At 50.9% G+C, this 16,358-nt stretch carries 13 protein-coding genes and 1 pseudogene; 1 reads left to right on the forward strand and 13 read right to left on the reverse strand.

Annotated elements, in window-relative coordinates:
* Positions 1 to 2: 2 nt before the first annotated feature.
* The 9 genes and pseudogenes from trkA to def all read right to left on the reverse strand — a co-directional run bounded on the left by trkA (position 3) and on the right by def (position 11,346).
* Positions 3 to 1,376: a Trk system potassium transporter TrkA gene (gene trkA, locus HMY34_RS09425; protein ID WP_202718984.1), complete on the reverse strand. Its 1,374-nt coding sequence runs from the start codon at positions 1,374 to 1,376 to the stop codon at positions 3 to 5.
* A 6-nt stretch (positions 1,377 to 1,382) separates the two neighbouring features.
* On the reverse strand, positions 1,383 to 2,534 hold the full coding sequence (locus tag HMY34_RS09430) for a hypothetical protein (protein ID WP_202718985.1): 1,152 nt from the start codon (positions 2,532 to 2,534) through the stop codon (positions 1,383 to 1,385).
* A gap of 1 nt (position 2,535) precedes the next feature.
* Positions 2,536 to 4,407 carry a DNA cytosine methyltransferase gene (locus HMY34_RS09435; protein ID WP_202718986.1) on the reverse strand — a complete coding sequence of 624 codons (1,872 nt, stop codon included), beginning with the start codon at positions 4,405 to 4,407 and terminating at the stop codon, positions 2,536 to 2,538.
* A gap of 24 nt (positions 4,408 to 4,431) precedes the next feature.
* Positions 4,432 to 5,820: a sigma-54-dependent transcriptional regulator gene (locus HMY34_RS09440; RefSeq protein WP_202718987.1), complete on the reverse strand. Its 1,389-nt coding sequence runs from the start codon at positions 5,818 to 5,820 to the stop codon at positions 4,432 to 4,434.
* An 11-nt stretch (positions 5,821 to 5,831) separates the two neighbouring features.
* A complete protein-coding gene (locus HMY34_RS09445) occupies positions 5,832 to 8,006 on the reverse strand; it encodes a sensor histidine kinase (RefSeq protein WP_202718988.1) in 2,175 nt (724 codons plus the stop codon).
* Positions 7,991 to 8,569 (reverse strand): DUF4390 domain-containing protein, encoded by a 579-nt coding sequence (locus HMY34_RS09450; protein ID WP_202718989.1) that lies wholly within the window; start codon positions 8,567 to 8,569, stop codon positions 7,991 to 7,993. The genes HMY34_RS09445 and HMY34_RS09450 overlap by 16 nt, the downstream gene beginning before the upstream one ends.
* A complete protein-coding gene (gene rsmB, locus HMY34_RS09455) occupies positions 8,566 to 9,879 on the reverse strand; it encodes a 16S rRNA (cytosine(967)-C(5))-methyltransferase RsmB (protein ID WP_202718990.1) in 1,314 nt (437 codons plus the stop codon). The genes HMY34_RS09450 and rsmB overlap by 4 nt, the downstream gene beginning before the upstream one ends.
* Positions 9,876 to 10,801 (reverse strand): annotated as a pseudogene (gene fmt / locus HMY34_RS09460) (methionyl-tRNA formyltransferase). The gene rsmB and the pseudogene fmt overlap by 4 nt, the downstream one beginning before the upstream one ends.
* Positions 10,798 to 11,346 (reverse strand): peptide deformylase, encoded by a 549-nt coding sequence (def, locus tag HMY34_RS09465; RefSeq protein WP_202718991.1) that lies wholly within the window; start codon positions 11,344 to 11,346, stop codon positions 10,798 to 10,800. Before def ends, fmt begins: the two are co-directional and overlap by 4 nt.
* 96 nt (positions 11,347 to 11,442) lie before the next feature.
* Here def and HMY34_RS09470 point away from each other — a divergent pair, with 96 nt between their 5' ends.
* The gene (locus tag HMY34_RS09470; RefSeq protein ID WP_202718992.1) at positions 11,443 to 12,567 is read left to right on the forward strand and encodes a LysM peptidoglycan-binding domain-containing protein; all 1,125 of its coding nucleotides are present in this window, start codon (positions 11,443 to 11,445) and stop codon (positions 12,565 to 12,567) included.
* A gap of 44 nt (positions 12,568 to 12,611) precedes the next feature.
* Here the strand turns inward: HMY34_RS09470 and HMY34_RS09475 are convergent, their stop codons facing one another.
* The 4 genes from HMY34_RS09475 to HMY34_RS20475 all read right to left on the reverse strand — a co-directional run bounded on the left by HMY34_RS09475 (position 12,612) and on the right by HMY34_RS20475 (position 16,170).
* Positions 12,612 to 13,988, reverse strand: a complete 1,377-nt coding sequence (locus HMY34_RS09475; protein WP_202718993.1) for an NAD(P)(+) transhydrogenase (Re/Si-specific) subunit beta — start codon at positions 13,986 to 13,988, stop codon at positions 12,612 to 12,614.
* Positions 13,989 to 13,990: 2 nt separating this feature from the next.
* Entirely contained in the window at positions 13,991 to 14,278 is a 288-nt protein-coding gene (locus tag HMY34_RS09480; RefSeq protein WP_202718994.1) for an NAD(P) transhydrogenase subunit alpha part 2, read from the reverse strand.
* Positions 14,279 to 14,280: 2 nt separating this feature from the next.
* Positions 14,281 to 15,408: a Re/Si-specific NAD(P)(+) transhydrogenase subunit alpha gene (locus tag HMY34_RS09485; protein WP_202718995.1), complete on the reverse strand. Its 1,128-nt coding sequence runs from the start codon at positions 15,406 to 15,408 to the stop codon at positions 14,281 to 14,283.
* Between the two features lie 165 nt (positions 15,409 to 15,573).
* Positions 15,574 to 16,170 carry an OmpA family protein gene (locus HMY34_RS20475; RefSeq protein ID WP_202718996.1) on the reverse strand — a complete coding sequence of 199 codons (597 nt, stop codon included), beginning with the start codon at positions 16,168 to 16,170 and terminating at the stop codon, positions 15,574 to 15,576.
* Positions 16,171 to 16,358 lie beyond the last annotated feature (188 nt).

Consider the following 16,358-nt stretch of genomic DNA (forward strand, 5'->3'; position numbering starts at 1 on the left):
ACTTAAAAGTAGTGGATGCCGACCTGAAACAATTTTTCAACCGCAGGTACGTAGCGTTTATCCGTCACAAACATAATGATGTGATCCTCCGCGAGGATAATAATCTCGTTACTCGCCATCATCACCTCTTCTTTGCGCACCACCGCGCAAATGACTGTACCGGGGGGTAATTTGATTTCCTCTAGGCGCTTACCGACCACCCGCGACGTTTTACGGTCGCCATGCGCAATAATTTCAAGCGCTTCCGCTGCCCCGCGTCGCAGCGAGTGTACCGCCACAATGTCACCGCGACGAATATGGGTTAACAATGCGCCGATGGTAATTTGCTGGGGGGAAATGGCAATGTCGATATTACTTTCCACCAAGTCAATGTAGCTAATCCGGTTAATCAAACACATGACCCGTTTGGCTCCCAAGCGCTTGGCCAACATGGACGATAGAATATTGGCTTCATCATCATTGGTAACAGCTATAAACACATCGGTATTCTCGATATTTTCTTCGCCTAGCAAACTTTCATCGGCGGCGTCGCCTTCGAGCACGATAGTTTTATCCAAACGTTCCGCAAGTTTAGACGCCCGCAGGTTATCTTTTTCAATGATTTTGACCTGATAACGGGCGTCCTCCAGCAAACGTGCCAAGCGGTTGCCAATATTACCGCCTCCCGCCAATATAATGCGCTTGTAAGGCTTATCCAGTTTACGCAACTCACTGATAATAGAGCGAATGTGATTAGGGCTGGCAATGAAAAATACCTCATCACCCGCTTCAATAATGGTGCTATCGCCAAAAGTGAGTGGTTTACCCTTGCGAAACAGCGCCGCCACCCGCGCTTTTAAACCCGGCATGTGTTCATGCATTTCTTTAAGCGGATGCCCAATCAACGGGCCATCGTGCAACGCTTTGACCCCGACCATTTGCACCTTGCCATTCGCAAAGCTGATCACTTGCAAGGAACCGGGGTGCGAAATCAGGTTGAAAATGTGTTGCGTCACCAATTGTTCCGGGCTGATCAGCACATCAATCGGCACGGCGGCATCGTTGAACAATTCGGGGCGGTCCAAATAATGCGAGGAGCGAATCCGCGCAATTTTGGTCGGCGTATGGTACAGCGTGTGCGCAATCTGGCAGGCAACCATATTGATTTCGTCGCTGTTGGTCACTGCCACCAACATATCAGCATCTTCGATTCCGGCGCGTTCCAGCACCCGTGGGTAGGAAGCTTGCCCCACTTCCACCCGCACATCGAGTTTTTCACGCAAGTCACGCAAAGCGGCGGCATTCGTGTCCACAATGGTGACATCGTTGTCTTCGTTTACTAATGAAGCAGCCACGGAGTGACCGACTTGCCCAGCGCCGAGAATCAGGATTTTCATACTTTATTACTCAATACTTATTTTATTCCAAATTTCACGGTGTTCATGTTTAATGGATTTGTCCGTACTAAGTAGGGCAACATACTTGGGTAAAACATGACTGGGATCTGCCAACAAGCGTAAGTAGTATTTCAGGGAAGGAATAACACCGTTAGCGATAAGCTGGCAATGATGAAGGGCTTTGATAGAGGCTATTTTTTGAACAAGACTTGCGTCAGGTTCGCATGAAGCATGAGTAGTCAGGATGTAATACCGATCAATGGATTTATCCATGATTTTATTGGCTGCATCGTGAATAATCCTTTCATTCAATGCTATACCATGTTTTACCTCAATTGCCTCAAACACGTGAGCATTGTCAGCACGAATGATTTCTATATCGCCAATCGCACCCGTTTGTGAGTCTGCGGCAGAATGGGCTTCTAATGGCTTTAACATCATGCCTTTATAACGTTCAAGTTGACCTAGCATCACCTCATAGACCGCATATAATGCCAATACTGGCAAGCGGGATGCTCCCCTTGATGTCTTATAAGGGTAAAAAAAATGCTTACTTAACAAGTTGATGATTAGGGAAATGTCTTGGGTTTTCGGAAGAGATAAACTGATTTGTTTGGATTCACGGTGCAACCATTGCAAATACATAAGATAAGCTAATGCTTGTGTGGCGGACTGCCCATAAACTTCAATCTCATCAAAAATAGTTAGAAACGCATTTTTAATATCACCAATATTTTCATCATAGTCCAGCATATACGGCTTTGGACGTTCAAATGTTCTTGTTTGCCAACCTGATTTTGCTCCCTCGAATGCTTGAGTGTTCAGCCAAGGATAAACCAGTTTTTCGCTTATACCTCTAAAATTGAAACCAGCCCCCCGATCTGTTTGGTGTTGTATTTGGACTTGATGATAGCGAATATCAATATTTGGCATTGCTGCTTTGATAGCTAGGCAGGTGACAATATTGGTGAATCCCGTTGATGCCTTTTGTGAAAGACGCGACATTTCAGCCAGTGCATGGAAGATTCTATCAGAAAGCCCCTGAGTTCCTGAATCTACATTGGCATTTATTTGTTCCGCACACTGCAATGCAATATTAAGTGCATCCAGCACTTGTTGCTGAATGTCGTTCCCGGCTTCAACTTCTTTTCTTGCCATGTTAAATAAGCCTCATTTGTTGCTGTGGATATTGCCTATTTTCCACTAGCCGTTGAGGTTTGATGGAGAAATTCATTTGCTTACCGAAAGGCAACGTAAATGGGTAGGAAACCATGTAAATATTTGGTGGAATGGCAATATTGGTTTCATGGCAGCGAATATCATAACGGTAGTGCCTGAGCATTTTAACCAATTCAATAAAATTTTCTGTACCGAAATCCATACCAAACAAATCTGTTAAATGTTCTCGTGGAAAATAGTTAGAACAATTCTCAAACATAGCGGCATGTTTGGCAAACTTGGCGATAGGCATGTCAGTGTACAAGGAAAAATCCCTGATTCTAAACATCGGGTGAGGTTCGGTAAAATGCCCATACAGTTCAAATAATGAGTGAAAATTACTGGATCGAATGACCCAATCATCAACGGCATTCCACACTGTTTGCACAGTATGTCCTGCAACCCCATAAGCGGTAATTTCAAGATTTACCGTTGGTACTTCTATGCAACTGAAAGCTGCTGCTTCTGAAGCAAAGATTTCCATGGTTATTTTGGCAAACTTTTGAGAGGAGTTATCCGCTCTCACCGTGAGATAAACATTATCACCATTAACTGTTGTTGATACATTGGGGAGTTCCTTGCTGTAATCAGTCGGTTGAACATGAGCATCGTAACATCCAATCGCAAAAAAACTTTTCATTTTTTGTGGATTGCGAGTAACTGATTGGTGTAGATCGCGCGTTTTTGCCGCTTTATTCCCTTTTCTTTTATCAAAAGATAAACTGAAGTCTGCTGGCATTAATGCCATGTCGATTTTGCGCCCAAAGATTTGTTTAGCAATTGCCCCAGCCAAGTAGAAAGCGAGTTTCGGGCTGACAGAATTACCAATTTGCTTGATTTTGTCAGCACGTTCGCCTGTAAAATGATAGCTATCAGGAAATCCCTGCAAGCGCATGTATTCTCTAACAGTAAAACAACGGTTTTCCCAATGAAATGGTCCTGTATATTTACCGGGGCTGGCAATGAGCGTTTTGATAGAACCACTCGGATTGGCTTTATAAAGGAAATCTGAAAACCTTGAACGGTAGGCAAAAACAGGCGATGGATGTCCTCTTTTAGCAGTAAAGTGCAGATAATTTTCACCCGGTGGTACTAATGGTAATAAATGTGCATATTTTCCATCAGTTAACATGAGTTTGTTTTTATCCTCTACATCGTCGCTAAGTGTGCTCAACGCCTCTTCAGTCGTTAAATGTAACTGTTGATCAATCGAATCAGGGCCATAAAGAGGGCGTGGAAACAAAAACTCCCCCTCAAGTTTATGCCCAACCATAATCATGCGTTCACGTTGTTGGGGAATCCCATAATCCAAGGCATCGAGAATACGGTAACTGACTTTGTAGCCAATGTTGCGAAATGCACTAATAATTGCTTTCCAATCCTCGCCTTTGTTAGTACCGAGTATCCCCCTGACATTTTCAAACAGAAATGCCTTAGGTTGTAAATGATCAATAACACGGCAATAAGCCTCAAATAGTGTACCACGCTCATCGAGACGCCCAGATGCGCCACCTGCACGGCGTCCAGAAGCTGAAAATGATTGGCAGGGCGGCCCACCAATAACCAAATCAATATTTTCTGGCAAGTCATGAAGGTCAATTTTTCTTATGTCCGCTTGTTCCACCTGCGTATGAGCGGACAACATGCCACCTAGATTAGCCTTTAAGGTATTGCAACACATACCATCTATATCGGTTGCATACACCACATCATAACCCGCCAAGTCAAAGCCAAGGTCAAGCCCCCCCGCACCGGTGAAAAAGCTAACGACCCTGATGCCTTTTCCCAGATCAATGCGTTGATGTTCATTCATTCTGCTCATTTCGTGGTATCCGGCTTAACGTCCGTATTTTTTCGGGTCGACATTCAGGGAACGCATTTTACGGTACAAATGGGTGCGTTCCATTTTTACCTGATCGGCGAGTTTGCTGACATTGCCATCGGCTTGCTTGAGTTGATAAATCAGGTAATCGTGCTCAAACTGTTCGCGGGCTTGGCGCAGTGGCAGGTCAAACAAGCTTTCGGGAATTTGCCCGATTTCTTGCGAAAATACCGGAATTCGCGTCCCCACCGATTCTTCCACCTCATCCAACGACACTTCGGTTTCAGTACCCAAAATCAGCAAGCGTTGTACCAAATTGCGCAATTCGCGGATATTGCCCGGCCAGGTGTGATTGCGCAGAAAATTTTGTGCTGCCAGCGAAATGTGTCGGTACGGTAAACCGTCTTGCGCGGTCAAAATATCAACGTAATGATTCAGCAATTCCGGCACGTCTTCGGGGTGATCGCGCAAGGGCGGAATCATGACCGGCACAACATTCAGCAGGTAATACAATTCCTCATTGAATTTACCGCCGTGCACATCGTCCAGCAAATCGTGGGAGGAGGACACCATCAAGGTAATATCCAACTCCACCCAATCGCTGCCACCGACACGCATAAAGCGGTTTTCCTTGAGAGTATGCAACAAACGGGTTTGGGTATCCTGATCCAACTCGTAGATTTCAGCGAGGAACAGCACCCCGCCATTGGCTTCATCCAACAAGCCGTATTGAACTTTGCCCTGCTCTTCACGCCCAAACAACAAATAGCTGAGCGCCAGCGCACTGTCTTTACCCGCACTCGTACTCAAAGCGGCACGCACAAACGGGCGATTTTTACGGTTACTAAGCGCGTGAATGTGGCGAGCAAAGGTTTCCTTGCCTGTTCCCGGCTCACCGTACAACAGCACGCGGCTATCGTGTTGCGCAATCCGTTTGGCCTGTTCGCGCAAACGTTGCAAGGTCTGGCTGCTCCCCACCGGTTCGAGGGAACTGACCATTTGTTTGCGCAAGCCTCGATTTTCTTTTTCCAATTGGCTGGCACGCAAGGCATTGCTAATCGTCAGCAGCATTTTCGCCATCGACAGCGGCTTTTCAATGAAATCGTGAGCGCCGAGTTTGGTGGCTTCCACGGCGGTTTCAATCGTGCCATGCCCCGACATCATAATCACCGGGCAACACAGCGTATCGTTTTCACGCCATTCTTTGAGCAAGGAAATACCATCTTGCCCCGGCATCCAAATATCGAGCAAAATCAGATCAGGTTTGCGGCTGCGGTGCAATTCGCGGGCTTTGACGGCGTTTTCAGCCGTGACCACCCGATAGCCTTCGTCTTCGAGAATCTCACTGACAAGCTGACGAATATCCGGCTCGTCGTCCACCACCATAATGTATTGTGCCGTCATCTCTCTACTCCCTATGCCGAATTCACTGGAAACTTTACGCTGAGTATAGCGCCTCCGCCCTCATGATTGCGGGCGCTGAGGTGTCCGCCATGCTCTTCAACGATTTTTTTAACGATGGCTAAGCCTAATCCTGTGCCTTTGTGTTTGCTAGTGACATAAGGCTCGAACAGGCGCGGCAGCAATTCTGGCGCAATCCCAGGGCCATTATCGCGGACACTGAGCAGTGCTTGCTTGGTATCCATGAGGTATTGGGTGCTGATGGTCACGTTGGCGGGGCTGACGTGATGCTCTTCCAAGGCTTCCAGCGCATTTTTGGTCAAGTTCACCAGCAATTGGCGCAGGCGGTGAATATCCAAGGATAGCGCGGGCAAATTCGGTTCCAGGTGCAATTGAATCTGCACTTGCCCTTCATTCAGGCGATAGAGTTCCGCAATTTCCTGTACCAGCGCATTCAAATTCACCGCTTGCAGGCGCAAGCTGGGGGCGCGGGCGTAGTCGCTAAAGGCATTCACCATCGACTTGAGATTGTCGACTTGTTGCACAATGGTATTGGTCATGCGTTGCAGGAAACTGGCAGAATCGGCACTGAGTTCGCCTGACAATTTGCGGTTCAAGCGTTCCGCCGAGAGCTGAATCGGGGTCAGCGGATTTTTGATTTCATGCGCCAAACGCCGCGCCACTTCGCCCCAAGCCGCATCGTGTTCGGACTGAATCAAATCGGTCACATCATCAAACACCAGCACCGAACCTTGTTGCCCCGCCAAGCCTTGCGGCAAACACGCGCCTCGGCACACCAAAATGACGCGCCCATTGTCGGTATTCAGGGTAATTTCCGCCTGCCATTCACGCCCGGTGAGCATGTCTTGCCAATGCGTTTGCAACATGTCAATAAAGGGCTGCAAAGAAGGCAGCTTGTCGCCCAATTCACGCAAAGTTTTACCGACGTGATCCAGCAACGGTTGGCGCAAAATGCTGTTAGCTGCTGAATTCACCCGCCGAATCGTGCCGGTTTCATCCAGCGTAATGACGCCGGATGACAAATGCTCCAGCACCACGTGCAGGTAATCGTGTTCCTGTTGCAACTGGCGGCGGGCTTGCTCACGTTCCACCCGCGCATCGGACAAACGCTTGGTCATGGTATTGAACGAACGCGCCAAGATGCTGAAATCATCGCGTTCCGAGACAGGCAATTTCTTATCCAAATCACCAGCAGCGACTGCAAGCGTGCCTTCCACCAGCGTGCGTACCGGGCGAGTCAAGCGCCGCGAAAACACAAACGCTGCCCACAAGGAAAACAACGTGGTCAACACCATAATCACGATAATCATCAGGCGAAACATGTTCTTGAGTACGCCACGCTGATACACCAAGCTTTTGTACTCATTACGCGCCGATAACACACTTTCAGCCAAATCGCGTTCTTGTTTCGCTATCGGAAACCGCGCCGTCAGAATAGCCCGATGCTCGTTATCTTTCCCATAACGCACCCTCACGGCAATGCGCGAAAACATTTCGCCATCACTGCCGGGTTCGAGGGTAGAATAATAGGGGCGTATTTGCATCATGCTAAACAAGCTGGCACTCGGCATTTGCGGAATCAGCGTTTCGGTATCCTCCAACGCCAGCGCCAACAATTGCTGCTCATCGTCAAGCAACAAAATTTCGTTCGCGCCAATCGTCAGCAGTTGTTCCAACAATAAGGGGATTTCCGCCAACGTATTGCCACGCAAACTGGGGGTGAAACGTTCTAACATGGTGAAATATTGCCGGTGACGGGTTTTAAGCGCCAGATCGCTGAGATCCAAGGAATCATCCAGTGCGCGTTCCACCGATACCGAAAACCAGCGGTCAATGCGCGTGCCAATCAAATTCACCGCAAACAGCGACACAAAAAAGACTGGCAATAAGGTCAGAATCAAAAAACCCGTCATTAAGCGCAAGGTAAAGCGCGAACCGGCTTGGCGAGTGCGCCATTGATTAAACACTTTGACCAAATTACCCAGAATAACCGCACTCAGCAATACCAGCGTCAACACGCTGAAATAGAAATGCCAATCCCCGTAACGTTTCAGATTGTCGGGGCTAAGCGTCGCCAGATTCAATAACACCAGCGACACCATCAGTAACAAAAATACCAACAGTAGCGGCAACCATTGCCACCAACGGCTTTTTAAGGAATCGGCCACAGCACTCCATCACTTTCCAGTGAATAGCGATCAGAAAATAAAGACTTCAATTTCAACGGCAACTCCAAAGATTGCTGGGTCAAGGTCGCGGTCACAAAAATAGCCGCATTATCCCCCCACGCATCCTCCGGCACGGCGGGCAGCCGATAGTCGCTCAAGGTTCCCAATTGTTCCAAGGCAGCGGGCAGGTTCGGGAAATTCCAATTCTGCTTGGTGTCTTCGCGCACGACCTGATATTGCTTGCTCAATGGGTGGTATTTTAGTTCAGTTTTGACCACTACCAAGGGTTTTTGGGTATTCCACCACCAAGTATTGTGCCATTCCAAGGTAAAACGGGTTTCGTTTTGCAGCGTCAAACCGTTGAGCAAGCCTTCGCGTAAATAATCACTCAGGTCGTAATCCAACTTGAGGCTGGTCATTAACTGCTTGGGTGGCTGAATCCGAATCGAAAATTCCTGAAAGCGGATGCTGTTTTCAGCCGCCTGCACGTGTCCAAAGCCAGTGCACAGCACTAGCAGCCCTGTCACCAAAAACCGCTGCAAAAGGGATCGTCTGCTTATCACGTTGTTGTTTCCTGCACTGCTTTGCCCAATAGTGCGTAATAAAATCCATCCATGCCCTGTTCACCCGGCAGAATTTGCCGCCCGACGCTTTGAGCATGACCCCAGACACCCGCAAGCGGCGCCTGGTAAGCGTCAGGGTGCTCTGCCAAGAAAGCTTCCACCTGACGGCTGTTTTCATCCGGCAAAATCGAGCACGTCGCATACAACAACTGCCCGCCGGGGCGCAAAGTATGCCACAATGTGCGCAATAAACGTGCTTGTTCTTGTTGCAATTCGGCAATATCGCTGTCGCGGCGTAATACTTTAATATCCGGGTGGCGACGAATGACGCCGGTTGCCGAACACGGCGCATCCAGCAAAATACGGTCAAATACCTGCCCATCCCACCAGCTTGCCAATTCCCCCGCATCTGCCGCTATCAGTTGTGCCTGCAAATTCAAGCGCGTCAGGTTTTCGGTAACACGTTTGAGGCGTGATTCGCTGTCATCCAGCGCCATCAAGTGCAAACCGTCAGTGCGTTCTAGCAAATGGCTGGTTTTGCCGCCGGGCGCAGCGCAGGCATCCAACACGCGCATTCCGGCTTGGCAATCCAGCAACGGGGCGGCGAGTTGCGCAGCGGCATCTTGCACCGACACCGTGCCGCTGAAAAAGCCGGGGAGTTGTTCCACACCGACGGGGGTTTGCAAAATCAGGGCGCTGTCAACGGCGGGGACGCGTTCTGCCGCGATGCCTGCCTCTTGCAGCAAGGCTTGATACGCTGCGGTGGTTTGCAGCCGTTGATTGACGCGCAAGGTCATCGGCGCGTGGGTATTGCTGGCGCTGAGGATGTCTGCCCAAGCGTCCGGCCACGCGGTTTGCAGGCGTTTGAGTAACCAGTCGGGGCAAGCATAACGTGCCGTAACGCTGCTATCCGCTTGCACCAACAGTTCGGCTTGCTCCCGGATGAACGTGCGCAACACACCGTTCACCAATTTACCCGCCCACTCTTTTTTGAGCTTTTTGGTGGCTTTAACGGTTTCGTTGACGGCGGCGTGGTCGGGTTTGCGCTGGTAAATGAGCTGGTAGAGGCCGATGCGTAACAGGCATTCCACATCCTTATCTGCCGCTTTTAACGCTTTTTTTACCAGCTTGTTGAGGATGGCGCTTAAACGCTCGTGCCAACGCAAGGTGCCGAAACACATATCACGCAACAGCGCCTGATCTTGTGGATTCAGGGTCGCGATCGTGCGGTCTTGCAACACTTCGGTAAGCGATTCGCCTTCGTAAATCACCCGTTGCAAGCACAACGCCGCTGTCGCACGGGCGCTCACAATTGCACCCCTAGTAACGAACGTCCGTTGAGGAATTGTTCTGCCGTGAGGCGTTTGCCGCCGGGGAGTTGCAGGCTGAGGATGCGCACCACACCCTCACCCGTGGCAATGTCGATGCCGGATTTGCTTTCGGCAATGACTGTGCCGGGGGGGAATTCCCTTCGACTTCGCTCAGGGAACGGGAGGCGAAGAGGCGTAAGGGTTGCCCTTCGTATAAGGTAAACGCCACCGGATACGCATCGAAGGCGCGGATGGTGCGGTCAATCACTGCCGCTGTTTGTGTCCAGTCGATTTGCGCTTCTGCCTTGGTGAGTTTGTGAGCGTAATTAGCAAGCGCGTCGTCTTGCGCTTCGGGTTGCAGTTTACCGGCTTCCAGCAATGCCAGCGTGTGCAACAATGCGCTTGCGCCCTGTGTTGCCAACTTGTCATGGATGCTTTGCCCGCCATCCGTCGGGGTAATCGGGCAAACCACTTTGTGTAACATATCGCCCGTATCCAAGCCTGCCGCCATTTGCATAATGGTCACGCCGGTTTCGGTATCACCCGCCTGAATTGCACGCTGAATCGGTGCCGCCCCACGCCAGCGCGGTAAAAGCGACCCGTGAATATTCAAACAACCGTGACGCGGAATATTCAATACCACTTGCGGCAAAATCAGCCCGTAGGCGGCAACAATCAGCACATCCGGCGCGTAAGCTCGCAGCTTATCCTGCTCTTCCACGGCTTTCAGCGACAGCGGCTGTTCAACCGGAATGCCTGCATTCACCGCCACTTGCTTCACCGCGCCAAAAGTGAGTTTGCGTCCACGACCCGCCGGGCGGTCGGGTTGGCAATACACCGCCACGACCTCATGCCCTGAGGTGAGCAAGGCTTGCAAAGCGGGGACAGCAAATTCGGGTGTGCCTGCGTACACGACCCTCATGCGATAATCGCTTTGGCGGCGGCAGCCCGTTTTTCTGCCAACTTAGCCTGTTCTTTTTCCCACTTTTGCACCACTTTACGGGCTTTTTGCTGTTTGGGCGTCGACAGGTAATCGACAAACAATTTGCCTTCCAGATGATCCATTTCATGCTGAATACAAATCGCCATCAGCTCATCAAAATCTTGTTCCAGTACCTCGCCGTCACGGGTCAGGGCGCGTACCCGAATGCGTTCGGCGCGAGTCACCGTTTCGTAATAATCGGGAACCGATAGACAGCCTTCCTCGTGCTCAATTTTGCCTTCTTTGTGCAAAATTTCCGGGTTGATCAGGCACAACCGCTCCGTTTTCGTTTCCGAAATATCCAAGGTGATAATGCGCTGGTGAATGTTGACCTGCGTCGCCGCTAACCCAATACCTTGGTTGGCGTACATGGTTTCAAACATATCATCCACAATCTGTTGGATGCTCGTGTCAACCTGGGCAACCGGCGCGGCTTTCTTGCGCAAACGCGGGTCTGGATGGTGTAAAATCTCTAGTTTTGCCATTGTAAATACCGAAAATCTAAAAGTTCTGAATGTTTTTCAGGCCATAGTTTATTATAAACCGCACATCCAACCCATAATAACGACAAGGATACCACCATGCGGCATTCTTCTGCTTTCTTCTTGAATACCCTGTGCATTAGCATCGGGGCGACCCTTGTGCTTAGCGGCTGCGGCGCAACCACCACTACCCCTCGCGGGGGCGCTGACCCTTACGATAAGTATTATGGGCAAGTGACCGCGCAAGCAAGTGATGTGATTGATTCCAGCAGCATTATCATCAATCCCGCCGCGCCCAATACGTATGTGGTCAAACAAGGCGATACCTTGTGGGGCATTGCCCGTAAATTCCTGAATACGCCGTGGCATTGGCCGGAAATCTGGGATAAGAACCAGCGCATTGCCAACCCGCATCAACTTTACCCCGGTGATGTGTTGACCTTCGATTACGCCAATAGTGCCAGGGCTGGCAATGGCGATAAGTTGCAGCCGCGCCTGCGCGTTGACCGTCATGGGCAAGGTGAACCGATTGCCACCTTAGCCGAATTCATGCTGTGGCCACGGGTGCTGGATGAGGCAACGATTAAGAATGCGCCCTATATCCTCGCCTCACGCGATGATCGCCAGTTGATTACCGAAGGCGAAACCATTTACGTCAAAAACCTGCGCAATGCAGCAGCCGGGACACGTTGCGCCATTTTCCACCCCAACAAAGCCTTGCACGACCCGCGCACGGGGCAATTGCTAGGCTATGAAGTGACTTATGGCGGCTACAGTCGGATTGAGCGGGTGGATAATACCGCAACCGCAACCGTGGTAGATGCGAAGCGCGAAATCCGCAAAGGCGACCGCTTGCTGGCACCGTTGGATGACGTGGCTTATTTGAATGGGGTGATTCATGCGCCCAACACCAAGATTCGCGGCGATATTGTTTCCTTGTTTGATGCGGAAGCGATTAGCGGCAACCACATGATTGCAGTCATCAATAAAGGCTTGCGTGACCGCATTGAAGTCGGGCATACGCTGGGTGTTTACACCGACGGTAAATACGTGGTGGACGTGGTGGAATCGTGCAAAGCCAAATCGGGCGCGGTGTGCAGCCAATTACCGCCTGAAAAAGTGGCAAATCTGGTGATTTACAAAGTGACTGACCGGGTGAGTTACGGGCTGATTATGGATGCGACCCGTGAGGTGAAAGACGGGGATAAGGTGGGGAATCCTTAACAACACGGGGGCGAGAGATACTCGCCCCGTGCTAGTCGCTGTTATTACAGCTCTTTCATATTGGAAATGAGTTCATTCGCGACCGCCTGCCCGTCGCCATACAGCATCCGGCAGTTGTCAGCGAAGAACAGGTGGTTCTCAATCCCAGAGAAACCTGCACCCTGACCACGTTTCACCACGATTACGTTTTTGGCGTAATCCGCGTTCAGAATCGGCATTCCGTAAATCGGGCTGTTCGGGTCAGTCCGCGCAATCGGGTTCACCACGTCATTCGCCCCAATCACTAACGCCACGTCAGCCGTGCGGAACTCTTCGTTGATTTCATCCAAGTCGTAGATAATGTCATACGGCACACCCGCTTCCGCCAACAACACGTTCATGTGACCCGGCATCCGCCCGGCAACCGGGTGAATCGCAAACTTGACGGTCACGCCGCGTTCTTGCAATTGCTTGGTCATTTCCCAAATCTTGTGCTGCGCCTGTGCCACTGCCATGCCGTAACCGGGGATGATGATCACCTTTTCCGCAAACGCCATCATGATTGCCGCATCCGGGGCTTCAATTGCCTTCATTGAACCGCTGACTTCTTGCGCTTCGCCAGTGGTTTCGCCGAAATTGCTGAACAACACGTTGGTAATCGGGCGGTTCATCGCCTTTGCCATCAATTGTGTCAACAACGTACCGGCGGAACCCACCACAATGCCCGCAATCATCATCGCCGGGTTATCCAACACATAGCCTTCAAAACCCACCGCAAGACCCGTGAAAGCGTTGTAAAGAGAAATCACCACCGGCATATCCGCGCCGCCAATCGGCAAGGTCATCATCACGCCAAACACCAGCGCCAGTGCGAAGAACAAGAACAGCACAAACATGCCGTAATCCGTGCCGCTGGTCGCAATGCCCAAGCCTATCCACGCGGTGAGAATAAACAACCCGGCGTTGATGCGTTGCTGATTCTTAAAGCGGAATGCGCCACGCAATTGTTTCAAGCCTTGCAGCTTACCAAACGCAATCAATGAACCAGAGAACGCGATAGCACCAATCAGCGCACCCGCCACCGCCAGTGCCTGCACTACCGGATCCATTTCATGCTGCTTGATCAGTTCGACCGCTGCAATCGCTGCTGCCGCACCGCCGCCCATGCCGTTGTAGAGCGCAATCATCTGCGGCATATCGGTCATGGCGACTTCTTTACCGGTTTTCCAGGCAATCCCGCCGCCGACCGCAATCCCGATGAAAATCAACAAGTAATTGCTGTTAACGCTAGGGTGGACAAAGGTAATCAGCGTTGCCAGCACCATGCCGATGCCCGCCCACACAATTCCGCGCCGCGCCGTGACCGGCGAAGCCATTTGCTTGAGGCCGAGAATGAACAGCACGGCGGCTGCCAGATAAAAGATTTCAACAAACAGGTTCATGTTTATTTGCCCCCTTTGCTGCTTTTAAACATTTCCAACATCCGCTCAGTCACGACGTAGCCGCCGACCGCGTTACCCGCCGCCAGCACCACCGCAATGAAACCGACCAGTTGTTCCATAAAGCCTTCCGCTTGACCCAAGACGACCATTGCGCCGACCAAAACGATGCCGTGGACGAAGTTTGAACCCGACATTAGCGGGGTGTGCAGGATAACCGGCACTTTGGAAATCACTTCATAGCCGACAAACCCGGCAAGGATGAAGATGTAAATGGCGATAAAACCTTCCATTGTTATGCTCCTTCAACCAGTTGGCGAATGGCGGCGTTCATAATTTTGCCTTCGTGGGTGAGTAACGCGCCTGCAATCACTTCGTCGCTAAAATCGGGGGCATATTCGCCGCCTTTCAGCATGGGGGTGAGGAAGTTCAGCAGGTTTTTGGCATACATCTCCGAGGCGTGTACCGGCACTTGGCTAGGCACATTGAGTGGCGCGTGAATGGTCACGCCATTATGCACGATGGTTTTGCCCGGTTGCGTCAGGGTGCAGTTACCGCCACCTTCTGCCGCCAAGTCGATAATCACCGCGCCGGATTTCATGCCGTCAACCGTGGATTCAGGGATGATTTTCGGGGAAGGACGACCGGGAACGGCAGCGGTGGTGATCAGCACATCAGCGGTAGCAATGTGTTTCGCCAAAGCCTCTTGCTGTTGCTGCTTTTCTTCAGCGGTCAGTTCGCGAGCGTAACCGCCCGTGCCTTCCGCCGTAATGCCAAGTTCGATGAATTTTGCACCGAGGGATTGCACTTGTTCTTTGGTAGCAGAACGCACGTCATAGGCTTCAACCACTGCACCCAAACGCCGTGCAGTCGCAATCGCTTGCAAACCCGCCACGCCGACGCCAATGATAATGACTTTGGAGGGGCGAATCGTGCCCGCCGCTGTGGTCAGCATCGGGAAAAAGCGTGGTGCAAGGTCAGCGCCCATGATCGCGGCTTTGTAACCGGCGATAGCGGCTTGCGAAGACAGTACATCCATCGACTGCGCCCGTGAAATCCGTGGAATCAGTTCCATCGCAAAGCTGGTGATGTTTTTGGCGTTGAGTGCCGCAATCCGTTCAGGGGATTGGTAAGGCTGTAACATGCCGATGAGCACGCTGCCATCTTTCAGTTGCGCAATTTCAGCGTCAGACGGGGGTTGCACTTTGAGTACAATATCCGCTTGTTGATACAGATCGCTGGCGGCAGCAACTAGCGTTGCGCCAACAAATGCTGTATCAGGAAGGTGTGCCGCAGCACCTGCACCGGCTTCGACCAGTACTTCCGCGCCGAGTTTGCTGAGTTTGGCAATGACGCTGGATTCGATGGCAACCCGACGCTCGCCCTCGGCGGTTTCCTTGGGCACAGCCACTTTGATTGACATAGGTTCTGTCTCCAGAAGGTAGAGTGGTGATAAGGGTCAATATACTAGCGGAATATTAGCAGGGAATGAAATATTTCATGCGGGTAGCATTAAAAGAAAAGCCGAGTAAAAACCCGGCTTTTCTTTATCGAGACCCTACGTGTTTACGGTAGGTAGAGGCAGCGCTTAGCGAGTGCCGTTCGCAACCACGTCAACACGACGGTTAGCGGCACGGCCTGCTTTAGTGCCATTGTCAGCAACCGGTTGTGACTCGCCTTTGCCTGTCGCTTGGATAGCAGCGGCTGGAACGCCTTTGCTCGCCAAGTAATTGGCAACGGCACTGGCACGCTGTTCAGACAACTTTTGGTTGTAAGCATCAGAACCCACGCTGTCGGTATGACCGGTTACGCTGATGCCGCTTACTTTTGCGCCTGCCAAACCAGCCAAGAACTGATCCAAATTCGCTTGACCGGCTGGCTTCAGAATGGCTTTGTCAAAGTCAAAGTTAGTATCTGAGGTCAGCGTCATTTTTTGAATCGGTGTCGGCGGCGGCGGTGTTACTGGCGGTGGTGGTGGCGTTACCGGTGGTGGCGGCGGTGGCGCAGCTTCGCAGCCTTCTGGCATACTGCCGTATTGTGCCTTAACGCACTCGTCAGCGCTGTTTTTGACGGGTTTGCCATCGCCATTTTGAACGTATTTGCCGTCTTCCGCCTGAGCAGTAGTCATCATCATTGCTGCCATCAGGGCAGCTACGCTAATGCTTGCAACTTTCTTCAGAGTCATGTTGATCTCCTTAAGCCTGGTTTTTGAGTTTAGATTGTTGAACCCCGTACTCCCACACCCATGAAATATTAATTCTGTCGGCAGGAGGCGTAAGTTGTGACTATAGTGTCTTAAATATACAACAACGGCTAGGATTATAGGTTACTTTGTGGTTAAGTTCCTATAGCCAAGCAAAATTTTCTTTGTCA

It is taken from the genome of Thiothrix subterranea (genome assembly GCF_016772315.1).
In the GTDB taxonomy this organism is placed as follows: domain Bacteria; phylum Pseudomonadota; class Gammaproteobacteria; order Thiotrichales; family Thiotrichaceae; genus Thiothrix; species Thiothrix subterranea.